Raw genomic sequence first — 21,746 nt, forward strand, 5'->3', positions numbered from 1 at the left:
CTATGCTGCATTAACGAATTCGCTTTAGGTTACGCTTCTTTTCCTGATCGGCTGCGCGGCGCTGCGCACGGTTCTTATGATCTTCTTCGTCGTTGTCACCGACCGGCGGCTGCTCGGATGGCCCGCTTGTTTTCAGGCTTTCCTGACCTCCCGCCTGGCCTTTGATGACTTCCTGACGCTCGAGGTTTTGGCTGACTTCCGCTTTCATGATGTACATCGCCACTTCTTCCTCGACGCTCGCCACCATCGCCTGGAACATCTCAAATCCTTCGAACTGGTATTCACGCAGCGGGTCGTTTTGTGCGTAAGCGCGCAGATGAATCCCTTGACGCAATTGTTCCATCGCATCGATATGATCCATCCATTTGCTGTCGACTGCACGCAGCACGACCACTTTCTCGAACTCGCGGATCATTTCAGGAATTTCGGCTTCACGCGCATTGTACTGGCGCTCCGCTTCCGCTTTGAGGAATTCCGTGATTTCTTCCGCTTCCTTGCCTTTCAGATCTTTGAGCGTCACTGTCTCCTCGCGCAGGAAGCCATTGTTTGCAGCTTCCACCAACTCGTCGAGCTTCCAGTCTTCCGGCACTTCTTCTTTCGGGCAGTACGCTTCCACGTTGCGTTCGATCACGCTGTTGATCATGCCCAGCACGACATCGCGCAGATTCTCCTTCTCCAAAATATCGCGGCGCTGCTTGTAGATGACCTCGCGCTGTTGGTTCATGACATCGTCGTATTGCAGAACCACTTTACGCGCGTCAAAGTTGCTGCCCTCCACGCGCTTCTGTGCCGATTCTACGGCACGGGAAACGAGGCGGCTTTCGATCGGCATATCTTCTTCCATGCCGAGACGGTCCATCATGTTCATGATATTTTCAGCACCGAACCGGCGCATCAATTCATCCTGCAACGACAAGAAGAACTGGGAGGAACCTTTATCACCTTGACGACCCGCACGACCGCGCAGCTGGTTGTCGATCCGGCGGCTCTCATGGCGCTCCGTCCCCAAAATATGCAGACCGCCGAGTTCAGCGACGCCTTCCCCCAGCTGGATGTCGGTACCGCGGCCCGCCATGTTGGTTGCGATCGTAACCGCACCGTATTGGCCGGCGCGTGCGATGATTTCTGCCTCGCGAGCATGCTGCTTGGCGTTCAGCACGTTATGCGGCACGCCTTTTTGGCGGAGCATCACGGACAGCCGCTCGGAGTTTTCGATGGAGATCGTACCGACAAGGACAGGTTGTCCTTTTTTGTGGCGCTCCACGATTTCGTTCACGACCGCGCGATACTTGGCCGCTTCCGTTTTAAAGATCAGGTCAGGCAAATCTTGACGCTGGATCGGACGGTTGGTCGGAATGACCACCACATCCAGGCCGTAGATTTTTTTGAACTCTTCTTCTTCCGTTTTGGCGGTACCGGTCATGCCGGACAGCTTTTGGTACATACGGAAATAGTTTTGCAAGGTGATGGTCGCAAGCGTCATGCTCTCGCTTTGCACCTTCAGTCCTTCTTTTGCCTCGATCGCCTGATGCAGCCCTTCGCTGTAGCGGCGGCCGACCATCAGACGGCCGGTAAACTCGTCTACGATGATAACCTCGCCGTCCTGCACCACGTAATCGACATCGCGTTTGAACAGCACCTGGGCTTTCAACGCAGACATGATGTGGTGGTTCAGCGTCATATGCGCCGTATCGTACAAGTTATCGATATTGAATGCTTTTTCTACCTTGCTTACGCCTTCGTCGGTCAAGGAGACGATTTTCAGCTTTTCATCGATTGTATAGTCCGTCTCTGCTTCCAGACGCTTCACGAAATGCGAGGAAATGTAGTACAGCTCATTGGAACGATTGGCGGCACCGGAAATAATCAGCGGCGTCCGCGCCTCGTCGATCAGGATGCTGTCCACCTCGTCAATGATCGCAAAGAACAGCGGGCGTTGCACCATCTGCTCTTTGTACAGCACCATGTTGTCGCGCAAGTAGTCAAAACCGAACTCATTGTTGGTACCGTATGTGATGTCGCAGTTGTAAGCCGCGCGTTTTTCTTCCGGCGTCAAGCCGTGCTTGTTCAACCCGACGGTCAAACCGAGGAAGTTGTACAGCTGCCCCATGATCGAGGAGTCGCGCTCCGCCAAGTAATCGTTGACTGTGATAATGTGGACGCCTTTGCCCAGCAAGGCGTTCAGGTACGTTGCGAGCGTCGCAACGAGGGTTTTCCCTTCCCCTGTCTTCATCTCGGCGATGCGGCCCTCCTGAAGCACCATACCACCGATCAGCTGCACGTCAAAGTGGCGCATACCCAGCACGCGCTTGGAGCCCTCGCGCACGACAGCGAACGCCTCGTTCAAAATCTTGTCCAGGTCTTCCCCGTTTGCCAAGCGCGCCTTGAACTCCGCCGTCTTCTCGCGGAGCTGGTCATCGGTCATCGCGGCATACTCTGGTTCCATTTGATTTATTTTCTCAACACGTCTGAACATCTTCTTGACTTCACGTTCGTTGCTATCACCGAATATCTTCTTTACAAGCCCTAACATTAGGGTCGCCCCTCTCTGACTAATCCTAAGTCAATATTTTAACAAAATAAAAACCCTACAACAAGTAAAGGGAGTTGCCAGTCGCAACTCCCTGTTGGTTGATCGGTTATTTGGTTATTTCGGTTCAATTAAACCATACTTGCCATCGTGTCGGCGATATACTACATTCACATCGTTTGTTTCACTGTTTTGGAAGACAAAGAAGCTATGGCCCAGCATATCCATTTGCATGACCGCTTCTTCTGCATCCATCGGCTTCAAGTTGAAGCGCTTCGTGCGAACGATGTCGATATCGACATCTTCCTCTTCTGCCAGCGTTGCCGCTGCTTCGGCATCTGGTACCCAAACTCTGCTGTTTGCCACGAGACGCAGCTTACGATTCAGTTTGGTTTTATGCTTGCGGATTTGGCGTTCCAGCTTCTCCACAACAAAATCGATGGCAGCATACATATCAGCATCCGTTTCCTCGGCGCGAATGATAACGCCGGTCATCGGCATGGTGACCTCGATGGTGCCTTCTCCTCGGAGGACGTGCATGGTTACATTTACCTCGATGCTATCGCTAGTGTCGAAATAGCGGTCAAGACGGCCGACTTTCTTTTCGACGTAATCACGAAGTGCGTCAGTAACCTGAATGTTTTCACCACGAATATTGAAGTTCATGGGATCAAACCTCCTTCCGTCTATGGTATATGTATTCGGCGGACGGAGGAAAAATCCTGCTTGATTCTGTTTTTTTCTGCGAAAATTATTGTGGTTTTTCTACCAATTCAGTGAGTTCATCCCTCTTTGTGCTACATACAAAAGCCCCCCGGCGTTTTGTACCGGAGGGCTTTTTATCAGTCGAGTAAGCGGTTACACTTAGCGCTTCAAAACGTTGGACGCCTGTGGGCCGCGATCCCCTTCAACGATGTCGAATTCAACAGTTTGTCCTTCATCAAGAGATTTGAAACCTTCTGCTTTAATGGCCGAGAAATGCACGAATACATCGCCGCCATCTTCACGTTCAATGAAACCGTAACCCTTTTCAGCGTTAAACCATTTCACTTTCCCTAGCATGCAATACATTCCTTTCTGTTTACAAACTTGTGTGAGACTGGATGTCCGTCTCATGAGTCGAATATATCACTAGCCTCGCGCCCAAGTCAAATGACAAGATCAGCGCTTGCGAGCCTTGATTTTCAAGGATTATACGGTATTTTGTCGATTCCCGGATACCGTCACCCCTGGCTCGACATAAGTCGGGAGCTTGTCGAAAAGCACCCGACCCGTCGGCATGATTCGACACTATTGCTGCTGGAAATAACGATCGTAAAGCTTTTGCAGCGTGCCATTGGTTCTTATCGTATGCAATCCTTGATTGATCTTTTGCACCAACTCAAGGTTTCCCTTTTTCACCATGATGCCGTACCTTTCCTTTGGAAAAGCTTCGTCTTTGATCAGCTTAAACTTTTTATCTTTGATTTTGGTCGCATAATAAATAATAACGCCGTTATCACCAATGACTGCATCGAGCCGCCCACTTAAAAAATCATTGACGGCGGATGGCATTTCCTTGTAGCTCCTGATGCCTGCATAAGAGTCGCCAAACGCTTTTTTTGCAATATCTTCACCGGTTGTCATCGCTTGTACACCGATCTGCTTTCCCTGCAGATCAGCCAGCTTGCTAATGGGAGAATCCTCTGTCACCAGAATCAACTGGTTGGCCTCGAAATACGGATCGGAAAAATCAAAGGCTTCCCTTCTCTTGTCCGTGATGGAAATAGCCGACATACCGATATCCACCTTCCCCTCATACAGGTCAGTGATTAACGAGGGCCATCCGGTATTTTTCCATTCCAGCTGAAATCCGGCTGCTTTCGCGACTTCATTCATGACATCGATGTCAAATCCGGCAAAACCGTCGCCCTCGGCGGATTCAAATGGTGGATAAGCCGCGTCCGTCCCCACCACATAAACCTTCTCGGACGCATTGCCAGATTGGGGAGAACACCCGCTTACACAGCTTGCCAGCAACAAACCCAAACCTACTGCCAGGGGAAGGAGAGAACCTCTCTTTTTTCCGGTCATTGAATTGCCCCCTAAAACACTCTCTTCGTTCTCCCACATTTTGCCCATATTCCGGCGTATTGATAAACTGAGTTTGTCGAACCAACTCGCATTGTGTAAAACTTATGTAAAGTTTCCCCAAGATGTCCACATATCCAGTTCGCTATTTTTGCCTTCTCCACAGAGTTGTTCACATTATCCACAGATAGTTGTGCACAAGCTGGGCATCACTCCTTTGGGTAACTGAATTTTTTCATTATTATTTTATTAGAAAACTCCAAATATTTCACTCTTCTTTTTCAGGGAGAATCACAATTTCGACACGGCGGTTTTCCGCCTGCTGCTCCGGTGTCAGATTGGGCGTCAGCGGGTGCTGCTCTCCCCATCCAGCAATGACAAACCGGGTCGGCGGCAGCGTATATGTATCGACCATTTCCCGCATGACCGAAAGCGCCCGGGCTGAGGATAACTCCCAGTTGGTCCGATACGGGCTGTGGACAATCGGCGTATTATCGGAATACCCCTCGATGCGCAGCAAGTTCGGGAACTTCTGCAAAATGGAAGCGATCGCCCCCACCGCTTTTTTTCCATCCTCTTCAAGGTCAGCAGAGCCGCTTTTGAACAAAACTTTTTCCGGCAAACGGATCACAAGGCCCGCATCCGTCTCCGCGAAATCGATGTTGAACTCGTGGAGCGCCCCGGACAGCTGGGTTTTCATCGTCTCCATGCTCTTCTCATGGTGCTCGACTTCCGTCTTGACCGGCTTCGTCGTCGCCGCCAGCTGGTCCCGAGAGGCTTGCAGGGCGGTGATTTCCTGCTCCAGCTTTTTCTTTTTGGCTTCAAAAATGCCGATTTCGTTCGACATGTCTTTTGCCTGCTGCTCCTGCTTGTCCTGCGCTTGCTTGACCTGCTCCATCTTTTCTTTCATTTGGACAGACGATACCGCCGCAATCACCACCACAATGACAAAAAGCAGCGTAATCAAGTCACTGTAGCTGAGGAGCCAGCTTTTCTCCAGCTCCTTTTCGTCGTACAGACGGTCATCCTGCATAGCTTTGCTCCTGCCTTTCAATCGTTCCTTTGCTGCTGCCAGGCTCCTTCACCAGCACCAGCTTCTGGTCTGACGGCAGGAACGAATTCAGCTTTTCAAACAGGACGCGCGGAATCTCCCTGCGCTGCAAACCGATGCAACCCTCAATGTACAGCCGCTTCTCGAACATCTCGCGGTCGTAAATATCCATTAACCGGTAGTAGCACGGAAGCGCGAACATATTGGCCAGCAAGGCCCCGTACAGCGTAGCTACGACGGCGGAGCTGAGGCTGTAGCCCGTGTGGGAAAAGTCGGACAGCGTCTTGAGCACCCCTGTCATCCCCAAAAGCGTCCCGACAAGCCCCATCCCCGGGGCCAGCAAGGCGACAAGGCGGAAGAAGCCCCCCATCTGCTGATAACGGTACTGCTCCCCTTTCAGCTCATTCTCCAGGATCAGGCGCAGCTCATCCTCCGGCACCCCTTCGATGGCCAGCAAGCTGCCGCGGCGGACAAAAGAATTTTCCTCTTTCTCCAGCTCATGCTCCAGCTCGATGTGACCCTGTTCTTTTTGGACCAGCGCATAATAATAGAAGCGCTTGATGGTCAATTCCAGGTTGGTTTCTTTGCCGTGGATCAGCAGATGGAGCAACGGTTTGATTTGCAAATGCTTGCGCTTGATCGCATAGGAAATGACAACGGAGAGAAGAACAAGCTCAATCGCTGTTACGTTGAACAAGTCTTTTATGCTGCCGTTGAGGTATACCGCGTGGATCAAAATGAGCGCCACGATCGCGATCAGAAGCAGCGAGCGGCGTTTGGTTGAAAACTTCATCGTGTGGTTCACCATCCGAATCCTTCGAAAATACAGACCCCTCAATTATAGCAGAGGCGAGTCCGATACTAATATTGTAAGACTTTGACAATGGGAAGGAGCAACCGATATGGACGTAAGCGTGATTGACAGCCCGCTGTTTCAACTTCGCCAAACAATGGGGATCAATCTTTTGAAGACGCAGCAGGCTACGCAGGTCGCACAGGCGACGGCCATGATTCAGGATATGGCGACTGCTACGGCCGGGGTACAGGCGAGTGCAGCTGCGCCTCATCCGACGTTGGGGCAACGACTGGACGTAAGCATCTAGCATCATCCTTGGCTGTTTAAGATTCATTCGGACAGAGGAAAAACGGTCGAGTGTTCGACCGTTTTTTCGTGTTCATGCTTATAGTGTGCTTATAATAGCCCTTGAGCGTCTTTCACTTTTTGGATGTCGCGCTTTATGAAGCGGTAGTCCTGGTACAGGACTTTGAAGTCTGCTTCCATGTTGTCGAAACGTTGTTCAAAACGGTCCAATCGGTTACTGAATTGAATTTGTTCTTGTTTGAGTTCGGATACTTCTTGCTTGAGACAGACTACTTCTTGCTTGAGACAGGCTACTTCTTGCTTGAGACCGATTACTTCCCCCTCAAGTCGTCTTACGTCAAAAGTAAGTGCCTCTAATTTGGAATTGGTGACTTCCTGACTTTCCCGTATGGCACGCAGCAATGAAAAAATCTCGTCTTGCATCCGATCACATCCTTCCTTTCGTTCTAGTATAGCAAGGAGTGATGGGGCAAGAAATGGGAACATAATGTTATTTTTTTTGGTCGAAGAAGTGGCTGTAGCCATAATCGTCGTAGCCACCATAATGGTCGGCTTCCGCGTATTGTTTTTTCGCCAGCTTGCTGCGTTCCATCCGATTAATCTGGTCCCCAACCTCTTTTTTTGCTGCCTCTATTACTGGTCTTAGTTGCTCATCAATTTTCAGGACTTTTCCAATCATCTGCTGATGAGATTCATGCAGTGAATGACCGAATTGGCTATAAGCTTGCAGCTCCTGAACCACCTGTTCCCGCTCATCTAGGATCTGGACCCAAAGATCTGGCTCATCACGCTTGTGTAAAACATGCTCCTGCAACGTTTCCGTCAGTTTCAGCAACCGGTTCAATCGTTCTTCCATATCGTTGTGGCTCGCTGTCATCGAGCTATCTATTTAGCAGCCTTGGCCAACTGCATGGCTTCCTTCCACGTATCACGGAATTGGGTGAGGAAGTCTTCCACTTCATCAAGGACAGCGATCTCTTTCTTTAGATTGGCTTCTACCAAGCGGTGTAACAGGTAGTCGTACATGGTAAGCAGTTGGGCTGAAATGGGAATGTCGCGATTCATGGTGATGATCAGCTCGCCAATGATGTCTTGTACGCGAATGTTGAATTCATGCGCTTTCGAAAAATTTTTCTCTTCGATCGAGACCTTTGCTTGCTTAATAAATTTGATTGCCCCATTGTATAACTTTAGTGTAAGTTCACCCGGTGTCGCTGTTGTTACTGCATTAGACTGGTACGTATTCAGTGCATTGTGCTGCATGACGTTCATCCTCTCCACGTTAACAGATAACGGAGTCTAGCTCTTTACATTTTTTCGTCGACCAATAAGCCTACCATCTCTTGAATCTTTGCTGCGACATCCATCAGTTTCTTTGATGGAATTTCTTTGATGACTTCATCGGTGACGTCATTGATGATTTCCACATAATACTCTTTCAGTTTATCATGCATTCTGAATTTTAGGTGGGTTTGATTGGATTCTAATAATTTGTTCAGGTTATCTACAGCTTTGCCTATTTCTTTGGAAGTGTATTGCTTATCAGCCTCGCTTTCTTGCGGTTTATCCGCATCGTTAGGAAAATCCTTCACTGTGCCACCTTGATGTGAGGAAGCCAGTTTTGCATACACCTGATCATTACGAATTTCCACTTTATTCACCTTCGTTCCTCAGAATTGATTATTTATTTAATTGGATTGGTTTTGTGTCAAGGCTTGCAACAAGGATGAGCTTTGTGCGTTTAATTTGCTCAATGCCGTTTCCATTGCGCTAAATTTCTTGTAGTAAGCATTTTCTTTGTCAGTCATTAATTGGGTCATATCGTATATACGACTATCGAGATCCGCCATTGATTTGGTTAATGTGCTATCGTCTGCAAGATCTTTGGCAGAACCAGCTTTTTTGGTAATGGTTTTCATGACATCATCAAGACGATCGTAGATCCTTCTGGCAATACCATCACCTGATGACATCTTTGCCGTTGTATCATCCTGTGTAAAGAGTCGCATAACTTGGTCCGGATTAGAAGCAATGGCACTGCGCAAGGCATCCTCATCTTTGATCGTGAGTTTTCCACGTTCAGTGTAGTCACCGGTTTGAATGCCGATTTGTGTCAGTTGGTTAATCTGTCCACTGCCTAACCCACTTACTGTGTTGTAAAAATCGCTTCTCATGTTGCTCAGTGCACTTGTGAGCACCATATCTCCGCGCAGCATTCCACTCTTCGCTTTTTCTTCCCACAACTTGATATCGTCGTCACTCATAGCTTTACGCTGATCTTCGGTTAGAGGAAGGAAATCGCGGTATTTTTTTTCTGTTGTTTTCGTATCGATTTTTTCGATCGCTTCATTGTATTTATCGATGAATGACTTAATCGCATCAAATACGGTGTCTACATCCTGGGTAATGGTTACAGATAGCTCTTTGGCAGGGTCAGCTTTTAATGCTCGGAACGTAATTCCGTCTAAGGAGAATGTATTGTTTGAGAACGTTGTATCGATTCCATTGTACGTAACTTCTGCATCCTTGCCTGCTTGACCAGCTACCTTGGTATAAGTAATATCACCCTTCACTGTTACACTGGAAGATTTCAAACCAAGGTTACTTACAATATCAACGTCATCACTAGTACCATCTTCAAATGAAACTGTTTTTGTCTGATCCGGATTAAAAATGTTGATTTTCCCATTGTCATCCATCGTAAAAGAAACACCAAGTTTTCCGAGAGCTGATGAATTTACCTGGTCCATTAATTGACGAAGTGTAGTGCGATTTGTAACTGTGAAATCGTATGAATCTGTGCCATATTTGACCGTTAATTTTTGTTCAGCTTCAAGTTTACTATTAACAAAAGCATCGCTTGTGATCGTCGTAACGTCATTTCCTTCTTTATCCTTTGAGGTAATGGAAAAGGTTTGTGAGCCAATGATGGTTTGCGCCTTTTCGCTTGCAGTTGCCGCAGTGTTCAATTTCATTTTACTGGTTAAGAAGGTAGAATCAGTGGATGTAATTTGGATTTTTGCATCTTTTCCGGTATTTGTGGAAACAAACATCAACCTGTCTACGTTCACATCGTAGTTGAGACGTACGCCAGTCGCATTCGTTTTTGCATTGATATTCGCAATAACAGTTGCTAACGAATCATCCTTATCAATTTTAATGGTGGCATTTCCCTTATCGCCGGTAATAGTGAGTGTTGTCGAAACACCCATCTTGGCAGATAAATCGCCTTTTCCCGTAGGATTGGTTGCGCTTGTCGCTGTAACATCATCGGATGTAAGTGATGCGCCGGTAGCCAGTGATTTAATTTTTAATTTGTAGGTTCCATCTGCAGCATTAGGCGAACCCGTAGCTGTTACACTTGTATCATCGGAGCTTGTAGCTTTCTTACTCAGATAGGTCGATTGCAACCGCATCTTCGAGGCCGCATCACGCAATCCAGAAAGCAATGTGTTCATGTCCCGATAATCCGTTCGTTGCCAATCTAGTTGTTGTTTTTGCTGTTTAAGCTTGTCTAAAGGTGCTCGCTCGGCTGTCATTAATTGTTTGACCAAGCTGTCTATATCCAGTCCTGAGACCCCTGTGTTTATTCGAGTTACCAAGGTTATTCCTCCTACAATTCATATCTTCCGTATGCTTGACAAGCACTTCTTCACATTTATGTTATCGGATAATTGAGAGGAAAGATTTAGGTTCGATGACGGTTATGAGAAAATACCCCGACTCTCTGGTAACAATGAGTCGGGGTAACAATATTTGCTGTTTGAATATTTACCTATACCAATAATTTTAGATGAACGGCAATCATATCGTTTACGCTACAACGTAAGGATGCAAACAACGATAGAGTTCTTCTTTCCATTCAGTATACTGTGGGATGACCTTTATTCCCAATACATCGCCCAAAGCACTTCTTTCCCCTTTTTCATAGGTTTCTGCCAATTCAACTGCAGCTTCATTTAATTGTTGGGAAATTACAGAAAGTTTATTTTCAGGGAGATTTTCAGAAAAGAGAGCGACAGATTTTTCAATTTCAAAATGAGCAGCAAGTACATCTGTAAATAGCGTTAATGATTGTTCAAAAAAGCCCTCTTCAATTTGTGCCTGCATGTGTTGCAACCCCTCTAATCCTGTCTCGGATAACTCAAGCGTTTGCTTTATCACATCTATATATTTTTCCATCGTTTAAACTTCCCTTCCCCGTTTGCGATGAGTAAAATCCATGATTCTCTCTTTTAATGTATCGGCGAATTCGTGACGCAGATGAATAGTCCAGAAAAGAAAAGAGACCCCAAATATCTGGAGTCTCTTTTTCCGTTAGTTGAATTAACGGAGCAATTGCAGTACTTGTTGTGGCGCTTGGTTTGCTTGAGCAAGCATTGCTTGTGCAGCCTGAGCCAAGATGCTGTTCTTCGTGTTTTCCATAACTGTTTTCGCCATGTCCACGTCGCGTACACGGGATTCAGCTGCAGTCAGGTTTTCGGAAGAGGTGTTCAGGTTGTTGATTGTGTGCTCCAAACGATTTTGGAAAGCACCCAGGTTGGAACGTTGTGCGGAAACTTTTTCAATCGCGTCGTTGATTACGCTGATTGCAGCAGTTGCTTTCGCGCTAGTTGTTACGTCGAGTGCGAATTCAACCGATTTGTTGTCAGTACCGTTGGATACGTTCGCTACTGCAGAGTAAGTTGCCACTTGGCCGTTTTTCGCAGTTACTTGGTTGGATTTACCGTCACCAGTAATGTGCAAAGCATTGGAACGCATGTCTTCTACTTCGATCGTCATGCTTTGACCGGAGTTTGCACCGATTTGGAAAGAAGCTTGGAATTTACCGGATGCAGCGGTGTTTGTTTCAGCTTCAATACCATTCAAGGATTCATGGTTGTCTTTTTGCTCCAGGATCAAGTTGCTGCCGGAAGCAGTAACATCGAATTTTTCGCTAATTGCGGAGTTAGCTGTGAGTGCATCACGCAGTTTCAGCGCCTGTCCATTCAGGGTTGGATCGTACAATACAGCTTTACCAGTAGCCAGATCAGCATCATTGATATCGTCAGTTACGCGGATATCTACGCCACCGATAGAGTATTTGCCGCCAACTTTAACGGATTCATCAAGGCTAACCGAGAATTTACCGTTTGAAGAGTTGTTATTTTGAACGATACCATCAGTGAGATCTGTACCAGCTGCTTTACCGACTTTTTCAATCAGCTTGATTTTAGAACCATCAGCGATAACGTCAAAACGTGCGCTGATATCTTTATCAGCATTCATTGCTTTTGCAAGGCTGATCGCTTGTTGTTTTGCATCGGAACCAATGTTAAACTCGCCGTCCAATGCAACGGCATCTTTCTCAACAGCAGAGAAAGTTTTACCTGCAATCGTAACTGTTGTGCCCGCAGCTTCAAATGCTTTGCCGATATCGTAGGTATACTCCCCGCGAACTTCATCAACGCCAGCTGTAGAAGAACCGACAGAAGTAGTACCCGCGAGTGTAAAGCTGCTACCTGCCTGAGCATCAACGTCAATTTTTAAGCTGTTGTTAGCATCGCCGTTTGTCGCCTTATCCTTGATAACGAAAGAAGAGTTTGCTCCTCCACCACGTACGGAGAAGTCAAAATCTTTCAGTTCACTACCACCGTAAGATTTTGCAGCTTCAAACGCAGATTTCAGTGCATTTGCTACAGTCTCCTCGTTGGAACCATCCACAACAGTAACAGAAGCTGTACGCCCATTAGTTGCGGACGCAGCTACTGCTGTTGCAGCACTGTTCAGTGTTACTGTTACTCCGTTAAAGGTAACAGATGCGGATTTACCAGCTGCGATTGTGCTTACTGCAGCCTCCCATTCAGCCGCTACCGCTGCTGTGCTGTTTTTAACAGGAGTTACTTTTGCAGCAGTTGAATTCGCATCAGTGCGATCATAAGAACCCGAAGTGGTCCAGTTCACGTCAGCAGTTAATGTACCGCCATCGCCTTTAAGCTTTAAGCTGTTGTAGTAGTCAACCTTACCAGCTGCACCATTTGAGCCAGTTGGACCTGCAGCAGTAATGATAACTTTGTCAGTAGCTCCACTAATTGTGAAATCTTTCAATTCGGAAGTATTTGCATCATTTTTGTATGCTGTTAATCCGTCACGAATTGCTTGTGCGAGATCATTAACGGTAATTGCAGTACCGGTACCGTTTTTATCTCTGTAGTTGATTTCAATCGTTTTGGAATCAGCATCAATTACAGATGAAGTAATTGCTCCATTAGCATTAACGGTAGTTTGATCCTCACCACGCGTTAGTTTAATTTTAACTCCGTTAAACTCCAACGTTTTGCTGTCACCAGCGGCTGCAAGGACGTTTCCAATTGTAGCTGTAAGAGTTGCTGCTGCACCTGTATTAGTACCCAATGCAGTCGTGCTGCCCATATTCCCTTGAGCCGCACCCGTTTTCAGCGTTTTTACATCCAAAGTCTTCTCAACGCCGCCACCATTCAGTGTTTTCTGCGTATTGAATTCGGTGGTGTTACCGATACGATTGATCTCGGAAGAAAGTTGGTTCATTTCTTTTTGCAGCTCATCGCGGTCAACGTTTACGTTAGTATCGTTGGCAGCTTGAGTAGCCAGTTCGCGCATACGTTGCAAAATGCTATGCGTTTCAGCCAAAGCACCCTCTGTTGTTTGGATCATAGAGATACCGTCTTGAGCATTGCGGGAAGCTTGGTCAAGACCGCGGATTTGCGCTCTCATTTTTTCAGAGATCGCCAAACCTGCTGCGTCATCGCCTGCACGGTTGATACGCAGACCGGAGGAGAGTTTTTCAGTCGTTTTTGCTCCGTTAGCGGAGTTGATGCCCAATTGGCGGTACGTGTTCAACGCCTGTAGATTGTGGTTAATAATCATAGGAAAATTCCTCCCTGAATTTGTTCCCCCACGTCCTTGTAGAGGAAAACTGTTTTGGACAGGCAAATCAATCGCGCGCTTGGCCTGCTCTATCCTTACATTCATTATATCGGAAGAGTGTTCCTGGTTATTTAGTCCTGATTACAATTTTTTTCTATTTTCGACATCAGAAGATTCTTTTTTGTTCACAACCAGTCCTTTTAGCTTTGACAAATCGAGTTTTGATTGAGATGCTAGCTTATTTTCTTCCTTGATTGTGAGATAGACTTCCTTGCGGTGTACATCCACATTTCGCGGTGCATCGATACCGATTCGAATCGTATCTCCATCTATGCCTATGATCTTTATTTCGATGTTGTCACCTATCATGATTGACTCGTTCTTTTTGCGTGATAGCACCAGCATCTGAATAGCCCCTAACCGTTCGTGACATGGATGCCGTTTGGAAACAACGGCTGTTTCACCTGAAATTGATTCAGTACAATTTGTTTTCCCTTCATCGAGCGAATGTTTACGATCAAGGGCGCCTGCATGTTGACAGTTGATTCTTCCAATTCATCTCTGAGCACGACAATATTATAAACAACTACATCTTTCTCACTCTCTAACTGAAGCTGTGTAAGTTCGGCACGTGGAATTTCAAAATGGTAATCTACATAAATAGGGAACGGATTCACAACGATAAAATAGAGGGCGGACCGAACCGATTGCATGATGACAAATTGGGAGTCATCTAAAGGCAGAAATACGTATTCGGTCTCCTCCTCAAACCCCGGAATTCCATGGGAAAACGTGACAATCTGTTTCTCTTCAATCTCAATTTCTCCAAATAAAGGCGTTTGAATTCTCATGGAAAGCGACCACCTGTCTATGCAAAAATATTAATGAGCAAGCCCTTGATTTCCCCGACCAGATCGAGAATACTCAATCCGCGGCTTTCCTTCTTCAACACTTCATCTGTTACCTGCAGCAGCTTCTTATCTACTTCCGACAAAATTTTATAAATTTTGGTTCGCCCACGCCTGTTAAAGCCGCGTCTTTCTTCCAGGGAAATGCCATATTTGACAACATCATTCATCAGTTCTTTCACCAATTGCTTGTAGCGCCGCAAATCTTCTACGGTGCGTGACTCGGCCAGTATTTTCCCCTGCTCATCAATATCCTGTAACAGCCTCTGGAACTTTTCCTGATTGATTTTTTCACGGCCTTTGGCCATCAGTTCTTGAAAGCTGATGCTCTCAAGGGGCTTTTCTTGTTTTGGGCGGAGCTTGTCTAGCCCCATCATACCTATCTTATTGACGTCCATGCGCGTTCACCCGTTTCACGTGGTAAGTAAAAAGAAAAGCCCTTGCGCAAGGGAAGGGCTTTGGTTTAGCAACAGCTTATCATACTTTCCTAGTAGGTCTCTACTGCAAGAGTTGGAGCACGCCCTGCGGCAATTGATTGGCCTGGGCCAGCATGGCGGTCGCTGCCTGATTAATGATGTTGTTTTTCGTAAAGTTGGTCATCTCTAGTGCCATGTCTGCGTCGCGAATCCGCGATTCTGCTGCAGTCAGGTTTTCTTCAGAGACACTCAGGTTACTCTCGGTATATTCCAATCGGTTTTGGTATGCACCCAGCTTGGCGCGAGCGTTGGAAACGAAGCCGATGGCCTCGTCGTAAATGGTGATCGCCGCTGTCGCATTTTCTTGTGTCGATACGTCGATGCTGTATTCGGAAACCGCATTATTGACTCCATCCGATACGTTTTTATTCAAAGATAGTTTTGCCTGAACTTTTCCATCCTGTGACAAAATTGTTCCGCCTGAGGTAATCCCTGAGATGCGCATCGCTTGCGAGCGAATGTTCGGGATATCGATGACCAATTGCTGCCCGGTGTTCGTTCCAATCTGCATGGCGAGTCCGGAATCTGGGCTTCCTTTAAAAGAGGTTGCAAAGGTATTGCCCGTCGCACCAGCAGCTTTAGCTGTAATGATCAGTTCACTGCCGCCATCGGAGACGGTCATATCGACATTTGGATAAAAATTGTTGCTGTTTAGAGAGGAGAGCGCCACGATATTGGAAGCGATGGCGGAAGTATCTTTATATCCTACCCCATCATAAATATCGATGACTTCATCGGCACCTAACGCCGCTTTTGCTGTCGCTGCATCTGCATATTTGTCATCTTTACTGTCCCAAAAACCGATTTTTTTGCCATCGATTGTAAGAACGTCATCCTGGTGAGGAGTGGTGGCAATCGTCACGGTTCGCTCCGCTTTTTTAGCTGCAACCTCTGCCACACCACCTGCCAATGTGATAGATCCAGCGTTGGCGAGGTCTGCAGAAGTCAAAGTCCCCGTGAACGAAATGTCGATTGGACCAAGCCCTTCACTCTTCAATACTTGATTAATTGCATTTTGGACATCGAGGGGGGTTGGAGTAGCAGTTAAATTATCCCAGTCACCTGTTACCGTAATAGTACGGCCAGAAAGAGATGCAGTCACCTTATCTTGGCCGCCTGTTAACGTAAAACTCTTCCCATCGAACTCAGCAGGAGTGTATGTTTTTGCAGGGTCAATACTCAACTTAATGTCATCTAATCCTTTTGCTTGCAACGCTGTGTTGATTGCGTTCTCGACATCAGTAAGTGCCGCAGGTGCTGTTGTGACGCTTGCATTCCAGTCCCCCGATACCACGATTTCATCCCCTGTCACAATAACGGAAAGTGACGAATCGCTGTCGACAAATTTAACTTTGTAATTGTTCAATTGCATGCCTTCATAAGCAGATGTAATCGTCAGATCCCCTGTACTAGCACCAATCGTTCCGGTCACACTCGCCTTCGCTCCAGGTGAATTGTTATCTACGCCAAATTGAATCTTATATCCATTCAATTGGGTGCTCTTATCTCGAGAATCAATCGTCAATAAACTAGTACCTATGGTCAAGTTACCCGATGCCAAAGATCCAGTGATTGCCTCAGTACCTTCTTTCAAGTTTCCAACGTTCGTAATCGTATTGATCGATACAGAACCGTTAAGCAATTTTTTGGTATTAAACTCAAGCGTATTCCCAATCCGGTTAACCTCAGTGGTCAAAGCATTGATTTCCGCCTGAATGGAATTGCGGTCATCATCGGTATTGCTTCCATTGGCTGCCTGTACAGCCAGCTCACGCATACGTTGAAGCATGGAATGCACGGTATCGAGGGCGCCCTCTGCTGTTTGGATTAGGGAAACCCCGTCCATCGCATTCCGTTGGGCCATCGCTAACCCACGGATCTGCGTCCGCATTTTTTCCGAAACAGCCAAACCAGCCGCGTCATCGGAAGCACGGTTGATTCTCAATCCAGACGAGAGCCGCTCTAGGCTTTTCGACACATTGTTCTGGTTTTGCGATAGCTGGCGATATGTATTCAAGGCAGCGATATTATGGTTAATCCTCATCTTCTGGTAAACCTCCTCCGCGATTGCGAATGTTTCTATTCTTTCCGATCAACGCTCAGCTCCAAATCAAAGAGATCTTGGTCATAAGCATTGATTCTCCGTTTCACTGTATTTGCTGCCGCAGGCTGCGCTTGCGCTTTGTGCATCGCTTCCTTCCAGGCATCTATAATTTGCTTAAGCAGTTGCTGGACCTCTTCGATTTTCGCAACGTCTTTCTGCATGTTCGCTTCGATGATCCGGTCCGCCATGTAATTGTAGATGTGCTCCAATTGATCGGCAATGATTCCTGCCTCGTAATTAATGCCCACACCAAGCCGATGCAGGATATCATTGCAGCGCTGCAAGAACAGGTTGGCGTCTGTCAGCCGCTCTCCATGGATCGCATCAGAGGCGCGTACCAGGTTCTTCTGCAACGCCTCATACAATAGCAGGGTCAGCTCCTGCGATGTCATTTGATACAGGCTTTCTTCTGTAATCGGATTGCTCACGGTTTTCCCCCCTGCTACTTCCTTCTCTTTCTTATATCGGGCAAAGCTATGCCTGCCTTTACATCAATATCGATGGTTTTCCATTTCCTCCAGCATAAGGAGAATTTCGGCGATGACCGAGTAGAGTTGGGGCGGGACGTTGTCACCCAAATCCATATCGATCAATGCCCCGATCAACGAAGAATCTTGCTGCAGCGGTATGTCATGCTGTCTGGCCATGGAAATGATCTTGTCCGCGATAGCGCCGCGTCCCTGCGCAACAACGGTAGGTGCCCGATCGGTTGCGGAGTCATAACGGATGACGGCTGCAGAAGGACCGTTTAGCTCGTTTTTTCGCTTCTGGTTAAAAAACTTGTGATTCATGCCTTGAAATCAAATCCTTTCTGTCCCGTCACGAATCGCGCAATATCGGTGCCTGATTTTTCGGCCGGCTTCTCCTCGACACTTGGCTTCGCTGACTCCTGTGTCAGCTTGTCAAATTGCACATTCGTGATGTTATAGCCGATCTCTTTCAAACGATCTCGGCATTTATCAACCAAAGGCTGCATCGTTTCCTTGAAATTCGGTGAATCATTCCGAATGGATACAGACAGATTGCGGCTGACCGCGGTCAGCATGATGCCCGTTTCACCGAGTTTTTTCGTGTCGAGCAAAAAGTAGCAGCTGCAGTTTTCCCAGTCGATCTTTTCTCCCTCTTTACGGCCGTTGACAAACACTTTGACATCCTCAACCTTGGCTCCGAGCATCACAGGGAGATTAAAGAAGAGAGACTGCATGCTTGACTGTGTATCATTTTTATTCAATATTTGCTGGCCGGTCAGGTTCATAAACGCTTTATCGATCGGCTGATCGCCGATTCGTTGGGAAGCGATGTCGCCTTGCTGCTTCATGATTTGCAGCATTGTTGCCTTGAGGTTTTTTTGCAACTCCTGCGGTTCGACCTGATCTTTATTCAGGACAACCGCCTGCGCAACCTCACTTTCATGATTTAGCCCCAGCGACCGCATGAATTCAAACGTAGATCGTGCTGAAGCGTGCTCTGGGGAAAAGGCACGTGTCAGTTGCTCCGTTTGCAACGAGAGCTTCTGCCCATCTGACACACCGCCTTGAAAAATGCTGTCTGCCGTTAGGAAATGCTGGACGCGTGTGATCGTCGGCTTGAAATTCAGCTTATCCAAACTTTGCTTCACATCATTAACCAGCTGTGCTGCCTGTTCGTTATCCCCTTGTGCCAGTAGCTTGCGGGCCTGGCTCAACTGACCACTCGCACCCATCAGCGTTTTTTCCATGCTCATATCGGTAAACATGGTGATATCGCTTTTTAAAATGGTGCGGTCCAGCATGTCGATCGTCGATTCAAGCAGCGGTTTTACCTGTGGCAAAACGTTGATGCGGGCTGTCGGGATGCTTTTCTCCAAATTGTCGAGGTTGCGGACGATCTCACGCTTTACGGCCTTGAAATCTTCTGCTGCCTCGCCTAATCGCCGGGTGATTTGCGTGATGAGTATGTCTTTGCTGTTTGCCCCAACAGCTTGCATAGCTTCGTTCTGCAAATAGTTTTGGCTTTGGGAAGGCGTAGTGTCGTCTATGGCGTTGTCTTGTTCTACTTTGGCCTTAGTAGGTACAGGGTCGGATTCTGCTGAAAGTTTGTCGATTGCCGTATCGAGAGCCTTTGCCAGCACATTTCTACCAATATGCGAGCGCCCCATCTCTTGGAACTGCTCTGCTTCTACAATTGCCTTTTGTAGTGGTCTTTTGATCTCCTCTCCCAAATTTGGAAGGGTGGCAATACTTTTTTTCACCTGGACAATCGCTTTATTGAGATTAGGCTCTCTCGTGACAAGTTGTTTGAATGTATTGAGATCAGCCAGCGTTTGCTTCGTTGAATTTGTACTCGTATTGGTGGTAGATAATTGGGTGCTTTCAAGCGCATCCATGAGAGTTCCGGGCGTTTGGGTATCTTGCGATTTTACGCTGTCTCCGGAAGGCTGCAATTGTTGAAGCAAGCTTTTCAGCCCCGCACCGTTCAACGCCTCATTTACGGCCTGCAATGTCGTCATCGTAATGGGGGCCTGTTTATTCAGTAATGCCTGTATGGCATCCAGCTTTTGCCCAACCGTACCTGCACCTTTTTCCATAAACAGCTTCAGCTGCCCCAAAATCGATTTATCGATTGGCAGTCCTTGTCCCATGACCAGTGAGACCGCCATTTTTAAATCGTTTGTGGGGGTTTCCCCCAAGCCTCTTATCACTCTGGCGGCATCTGGTGATTGCGACTGCGCTCCGCCATTTCCAGAGGAGTCAGGCATTACCTTGACACTCGGCAGCTTCCCATCTGTGTCGGTTACTTGCAGGGTAACGTTATCTCCTTTGGATACGTTGCCATCAACTTTCACCTGCATGCTTTTTCCTTTTATTTGTACGATCGCTTCATTATTCGGCAGTTTTTCCTTGACCGTGGCTTTTACAACTTCTCCTTCTTGCAAGTCGGCCGGTTGATCATTGCGCTGTACCTGATTCGGATTTGAGGAATTGTTTACTTTCATGTTTTGACCTCCCAAACACTTCAGAGCCGTGCATTCATTCACTATTTGTTATATCGGCATAAAAAGGTTTTCAAGTAAGAAAAAAGACACCTCTATGGGTGTCATCATTTTGAATGCTGCCTTTATAATCCTTGGTCGAGATTCCCGCCAACCACATCGATGGTCAGGCTATTTTTTTGCCGAACATAGACATCAACCTTGCCTGGTGTATAGTTTATCTCCGGCTTGTGGATCTCCGGATTCATCTTCACACCATTCACTTTCCAGTTTATTTGAGGCTCAGCTTTTTGATAGGAAATTGTGATCCCATCTGATGTCCAATCTGCCTGAAGCACATTGGTGTTTGTATAAATTCCGTCGTTTTGCGCTGCAATCTGGGCAATCTTGTTCCCTTTTTTCTCAATATGCCGCATCTGATCGCCTTCCTGGCTTATCTTGGCGATTGCTTGCAGCGCTTTTTGACGGCCGAGTGAAGCATACTCACGGTTACGCCTTAAAATCCCCTTCAAATCCAGCTGCGCCCTAGCCTCTGTTGTATCGATTTTGAGAACACCCAGGGACTGTTTGATATGGAGTTCAGCAGGCTCCTGATGCATGTTCAGCTCGGCCTGCGGCTGCTTGATCTCCTGTACGCCTCGATCTGTTTGCAGACCGATTTGGGCATAGGTTTGTTCCATGCGGATTTGCGCAAGCATATGCGTACTCTCCCCTCAAGCCGCCGCTATCTCAGAAAGTCCATCAAGCTCGGTTGGATGATACGAGCCCCAGCTCCCAAAGCCGCACTGTGCACGTTCTCCTGCGTTTTCAGGTTGGTAATAACGCTCGCTATATCTGCATCCTCGTTATCCGACATCAGCTTGTTCACGTTGACTTCCTCATTCTGCAACCGATCGCTGATCAATTCAATCCGGTTCACCCGCGCCCCCAGCGAGGCACGCTGGGCGTTCAGGTTGTCCTCTTGCTGCTGGATGTCTGTGATGTAACTCGTCACATCCTTACCCTCTTTTAATTGGGCAGAGATGGTATCAAGAAGCTTGAAAACGTTTTTGTCGTTGGATGGATAATTAAAAAGAGCCTGTCCGCTTACATTGATCGGCAAAAAAACATTTTTATTCATTTCCAATCGGATTTCCGCGTTATTCGTGCTGACAAAATCGCCTTGCTCATAGCTGTAAGGCGGATTTTGTGTATCGGTTCCGGCAAAAATATAGCGTCCGCCAACCGTCTGATTGGCAATATTACCCATCTGTTCTTTGATCTGGTCAATCTCTTCCGCAATTGCCTTCAAAGAGTCGCTGTTCAATGAGACGTTGCCTGAATAGACAGCCAGTTCATTTACACGTTTCATAATGCTCGTTTGCTCATCCATCGCCTTGTCAGCTAACTCCATCCAAGATGTCGCTTCGTTGACATTGCGCTGAAATTGAGCATTCTCCACCAAAGAAGACCGATAAAACATCCCTCTTGTCGCCACGACCGGGTCGTCAGATGGTCTTGCTATTTTTTTCCCTGAGGAGAGCTGCTCCTGATACTTGTCCATGCTGCCCATCGAGTTGGACAGATTGCGCAGCATGTGGCTATTCAGCATATTTTGTGTAACGCGAATTGCCATTCGTGCTTACCCCTTTCCGTTCCTATCCTTCGTG

23 protein-coding genes are annotated in these 21,746 nt (G+C 47.1%); 1 reads left to right on the forward strand and 22 read right to left on the reverse strand.

Going from position 1 to position 21,746, the window contains the following annotated elements; all coding sequences use genetic code 11:
* Nucleotides 1–10 precede the first annotated feature (10 nt).
* The 6 genes from secA2 to ACTID9_RS26955 form a co-directional block, all read right to left on the reverse strand.
* Nucleotides 11–2,533 carry an accessory Sec system translocase SecA2 gene (gene secA2, locus ACTID9_RS26930; protein WP_441068449.1) on the reverse strand — a complete coding sequence of 841 codons (2,523 nt, stop codon included), beginning with the start codon at nucleotides 2,531–2,533 and terminating at the stop codon, nucleotides 11–13.
* Between the two features lie 114 nt (nucleotides 2,534–2,647).
* Complete coding sequence (gene hpf, locus ACTID9_RS26935; RefSeq protein ID WP_441068451.1) at nucleotides 2,648–3,196, reverse strand: ribosome hibernation-promoting factor, HPF/YfiA family; 549 nt, start codon at nucleotides 3,194–3,196, stop codon at nucleotides 2,648–2,650.
* 198 nt (nucleotides 3,197–3,394) lie between these two features.
* A complete protein-coding gene (locus ACTID9_RS26940) occupies nucleotides 3,395–3,592 on the reverse strand; it encodes a cold-shock protein (RefSeq protein WP_441068452.1) in 198 nt (65 codons plus the stop codon).
* A 228-nt stretch (nucleotides 3,593–3,820) separates the two neighbouring features.
* Nucleotides 3,821–4,603 carry a basic amino acid ABC transporter substrate-binding protein gene (locus ACTID9_RS26945; RefSeq protein ID WP_441068454.1) on the reverse strand — a complete coding sequence of 261 codons (783 nt, stop codon included), beginning with the start codon at nucleotides 4,601–4,603 and terminating at the stop codon, nucleotides 3,821–3,823.
* Between the two features lie 265 nt (nucleotides 4,604–4,868).
* Nucleotides 4,869–5,633, reverse strand: coding sequence for an OmpA family protein (locus ACTID9_RS26950; protein ID WP_441068456.1), 765 nt, complete (start codon nucleotides 5,631–5,633; stop codon nucleotides 4,869–4,871).
* Nucleotides 5,623–6,444 carry a motility protein A gene (locus ACTID9_RS26955; protein ID WP_441068458.1) on the reverse strand — a complete coding sequence of 274 codons (822 nt, stop codon included), beginning with the start codon at nucleotides 6,442–6,444 and terminating at the stop codon, nucleotides 5,623–5,625. The genes ACTID9_RS26950 and ACTID9_RS26955 overlap by 11 nt, the downstream gene beginning before the upstream one ends.
* A 109-nt stretch (nucleotides 6,445–6,553) precedes the next feature.
* Here ACTID9_RS26955 and ACTID9_RS26960 point away from each other — a divergent pair, with 109 nt between their 5' ends.
* Nucleotides 6,554–6,754 (forward strand): polyribonucleotide nucleotidyltransferase, encoded by a 201-nt coding sequence (locus tag ACTID9_RS26960; protein ID WP_441068460.1) that lies wholly within the window; start codon nucleotides 6,554–6,556, stop codon nucleotides 6,752–6,754.
* An 89-nt stretch (nucleotides 6,755–6,843) separates the two neighbouring features.
* On the opposite strand, the gene ACTID9_RS26965 is transcribed toward ACTID9_RS26960, so the two are convergent.
* The 16 genes from ACTID9_RS26965 to flgL form a co-directional block, all read right to left on the reverse strand.
* Complete coding sequence (locus tag ACTID9_RS26965; protein ID WP_441068462.1) at nucleotides 6,844–7,176, reverse strand: hypothetical protein; 333 nt, start codon at nucleotides 7,174–7,176, stop codon at nucleotides 6,844–6,846.
* 67 nt (nucleotides 7,177–7,243) lie between these two features.
* Nucleotides 7,244–7,609, reverse strand: coding sequence for a flagellar protein FliT (gene fliT, locus ACTID9_RS26970; RefSeq protein ID WP_441068464.1), 366 nt, complete (start codon nucleotides 7,607–7,609; stop codon nucleotides 7,244–7,246).
* A 29-nt stretch (nucleotides 7,610–7,638) separates the two neighbouring features.
* Nucleotides 7,639–8,016, reverse strand: coding sequence for a flagellar export chaperone FliS (gene fliS, locus ACTID9_RS26975; RefSeq protein ID WP_441068466.1), 378 nt, complete (start codon nucleotides 8,014–8,016; stop codon nucleotides 7,639–7,641).
* 44 nt (nucleotides 8,017–8,060) lie between these two features.
* Nucleotides 8,061–8,414 (reverse strand): flagellar protein FlaG, encoded by a 354-nt coding sequence (gene flaG, locus ACTID9_RS26980; protein WP_441068468.1) that lies wholly within the window; start codon nucleotides 8,412–8,414, stop codon nucleotides 8,061–8,063.
* 27 nt (nucleotides 8,415–8,441) lie between these two features.
* A complete protein-coding gene (gene fliD / locus ACTID9_RS26985) occupies nucleotides 8,442–10,355 on the reverse strand; it encodes a flagellar filament capping protein FliD (protein ID WP_441068470.1) in 1,914 nt (637 codons plus the stop codon).
* Between the two features lie 211 nt (nucleotides 10,356–10,566).
* The gene (locus ACTID9_RS26990) at nucleotides 10,567–10,935 is read right to left on the reverse strand and encodes a hypothetical protein (RefSeq protein ID WP_441068472.1); all 369 of its coding nucleotides are present in this window, start codon (nucleotides 10,933–10,935) and stop codon (nucleotides 10,567–10,569) included.
* Nucleotides 10,936–11,079: 144 nt separating this feature from the next.
* A complete protein-coding gene (locus ACTID9_RS26995) occupies nucleotides 11,080–13,638 on the reverse strand; it encodes a flagellin N-terminal helical domain-containing protein (protein WP_441068474.1) in 2,559 nt (852 codons plus the stop codon).
* Between the two features lie 141 nt (nucleotides 13,639–13,779).
* Complete coding sequence (gene csrA / locus ACTID9_RS27000) at nucleotides 13,780–14,043, reverse strand: carbon storage regulator CsrA (protein WP_441068476.1); 264 nt, start codon at nucleotides 14,041–14,043, stop codon at nucleotides 13,780–13,782.
* Nucleotides 14,044–14,054: 11 nt separating this feature from the next.
* Entirely contained in the window at nucleotides 14,055–14,489 is a 435-nt protein-coding gene (fliW, locus tag ACTID9_RS27005) for a flagellar assembly protein FliW (RefSeq protein WP_441068478.1), read from the reverse strand.
* A 17-nt stretch (nucleotides 14,490–14,506) separates the two neighbouring features.
* A complete protein-coding gene (locus tag ACTID9_RS27010; protein ID WP_441068480.1) occupies nucleotides 14,507–14,944 on the reverse strand; it encodes a YaaR family protein in 438 nt (145 codons plus the stop codon).
* Between the two features lie 100 nt (nucleotides 14,945–15,044).
* On the reverse strand, nucleotides 15,045–17,066 hold the full coding sequence (locus tag ACTID9_RS27015) for a flagellin N-terminal helical domain-containing protein (protein WP_441068482.1): 2,022 nt from the start codon (nucleotides 17,064–17,066) through the stop codon (nucleotides 15,045–15,047).
* A 35-nt stretch (nucleotides 17,067–17,101) separates the two neighbouring features.
* Nucleotides 17,102–17,554 (reverse strand): flagellar export chaperone FliS, encoded by a 453-nt coding sequence (gene fliS, locus ACTID9_RS27020; RefSeq protein WP_441068484.1) that lies wholly within the window; start codon nucleotides 17,552–17,554, stop codon nucleotides 17,102–17,104.
* A gap of 63 nt (nucleotides 17,555–17,617) precedes the next feature.
* On the reverse strand, nucleotides 17,618–17,917 hold the full coding sequence (locus ACTID9_RS27025; protein ID WP_441068486.1) for an EscU/YscU/HrcU family type III secretion system export apparatus switch protein: 300 nt from the start codon (nucleotides 17,915–17,917) through the stop codon (nucleotides 17,618–17,620).
* On the reverse strand, nucleotides 17,914–20,142 hold the full coding sequence (locus ACTID9_RS27030; RefSeq protein WP_441068488.1) for a hypothetical protein: 2,229 nt from the start codon (nucleotides 20,140–20,142) through the stop codon (nucleotides 17,914–17,916). Before ACTID9_RS27030 ends, ACTID9_RS27025 begins: the two co-directional genes overlap by 4 nt.
* Nucleotides 20,143–20,222: 80 nt before the next feature.
* Nucleotides 20,223–20,795, reverse strand: a complete 573-nt coding sequence (locus ACTID9_RS27035) for a DUF6470 family protein (RefSeq protein WP_441068490.1) — start codon at nucleotides 20,793–20,795, stop codon at nucleotides 20,223–20,225.
* A gap of 26 nt (nucleotides 20,796–20,821) precedes the next feature.
* Nucleotides 20,822–21,712 (reverse strand): flagellar hook-associated protein FlgL, encoded by an 891-nt coding sequence (gene flgL / locus ACTID9_RS27040; protein ID WP_441068492.1) that lies wholly within the window; start codon nucleotides 21,710–21,712, stop codon nucleotides 20,822–20,824.
* Nucleotides 21,713–21,746: the final 34 nt, after the last annotated feature.

The sequence above is a fragment of the Brevibacillus fluminis genome (assembly GCF_052072235.1).
Taxonomy (GTDB): Bacteria; Bacillota; Bacilli; order Brevibacillales; family Brevibacillaceae; genus Brevibacillus_D; species Brevibacillus_D fluminis_A.

What these genes read in the sequence shown, in the direction of transcription:
- secA2 (WP_441068449.1), bottom strand. Translation starts at nt 2,533, where the DNA reads ATGTTAGGGCTTGTAAAGAAGATATTCGGTGATAGCAACGAACGTGAA.
- hpf (WP_441068451.1), bottom strand. Translation starts at nt 3,196, where the DNA reads ATGAACTTCAATATTCGTGGTGAAAACATTCAGGTTACTGACGCACTT.
- ACTID9_RS26940 (WP_441068452.1), bottom strand. Translation starts at nt 3,592, where the DNA reads ATGCTAGGGAAAGTGAAATGGTTTAACGCTGAAAAGGGTTACGGTTTC.
- ACTID9_RS26945 (WP_441068454.1), bottom strand. Translation starts at nt 4,603, where the DNA reads ATGACCGGAAAAAAGAGAGGTTCTCTCCTTCCCCTGGCAGTAGGTTTG.
- ACTID9_RS26950 (WP_441068456.1), bottom strand. Translation starts at nt 5,633, where the DNA reads ATGCAGGATGACCGTCTGTACGACGAAAAGGAGCTGGAGAAAAGCTGG.
- ACTID9_RS26955 (WP_441068458.1), bottom strand. Translation starts at nt 6,444, where the DNA reads ATGAAGTTTTCAACCAAACGCCGCTCGCTGCTTCTGATCGCGATCGTG.
- ACTID9_RS26960 (WP_441068460.1), top strand. Translation starts at nt 6,554, where the DNA reads ATGGACGTAAGCGTGATTGACAGCCCGCTGTTTCAACTTCGCCAAACA.
- ACTID9_RS26965 (WP_441068462.1), bottom strand. Translation starts at nt 7,176, where the DNA reads ATGCAAGACGAGATTTTTTCATTGCTGCGTGCCATACGGGAAAGTCAG.
- fliT (WP_441068464.1), bottom strand. Translation starts at nt 7,609, where the DNA reads ATGGAAGAACGATTGAACCGGTTGCTGAAACTGACGGAAACGTTGCAG.
- fliS (WP_441068466.1), bottom strand. Translation starts at nt 8,016, where the DNA reads ATGCAGCACAATGCACTGAATACGTACCAGTCTAATGCAGTAACAACA.
- ACTID9_RS26990 (WP_441068472.1), bottom strand. Translation starts at nt 10,935, where the DNA reads ATGGAAAAATATATAGATGTGATAAAGCAAACGCTTGAGTTATCCGAG.
- ACTID9_RS26995 (WP_441068474.1), bottom strand. Translation starts at nt 13,638, where the DNA reads ATGATTATTAACCACAATCTACAGGCGTTGAACACGTACCGCCAATTG.
- csrA (WP_441068476.1), bottom strand. Translation starts at nt 14,043, where the DNA reads ATGCTGGTGCTATCACGCAAAAAGAACGAGTCAATCATGATAGGTGAC.
- fliW (WP_441068478.1), bottom strand. Translation starts at nt 14,489, where the DNA reads ATGAGAATTCAAACGCCTTTATTTGGAGAAATTGAGATTGAAGAGAAA.
- ACTID9_RS27010 (WP_441068480.1), bottom strand. Translation starts at nt 14,944, where the DNA reads ATGGACGTCAATAAGATAGGTATGATGGGGCTAGACAAGCTCCGCCCA.
- ACTID9_RS27015 (WP_441068482.1), bottom strand. Translation starts at nt 17,066, where the DNA reads ATGAGGATTAACCATAATATCGCTGCCTTGAATACATATCGCCAGCTA.
- ACTID9_RS27025 (WP_441068486.1), bottom strand. Translation starts at nt 17,917, where the DNA reads ATGAATCACAAGTTTTTTAACCAGAAGCGAAAAAACGAGCTAAACGGT.
- ACTID9_RS27035 (WP_441068490.1), bottom strand. Translation starts at nt 20,795, where the DNA reads ATGCTTGCGCAAATCCGCATGGAACAAACCTATGCCCAAATCGGTCTG.
- flgL (WP_441068492.1), bottom strand. Translation starts at nt 21,712, where the DNA reads ATGGCAATTCGCGTTACACAAAATATGCTGAATAGCCACATGCTGCGC.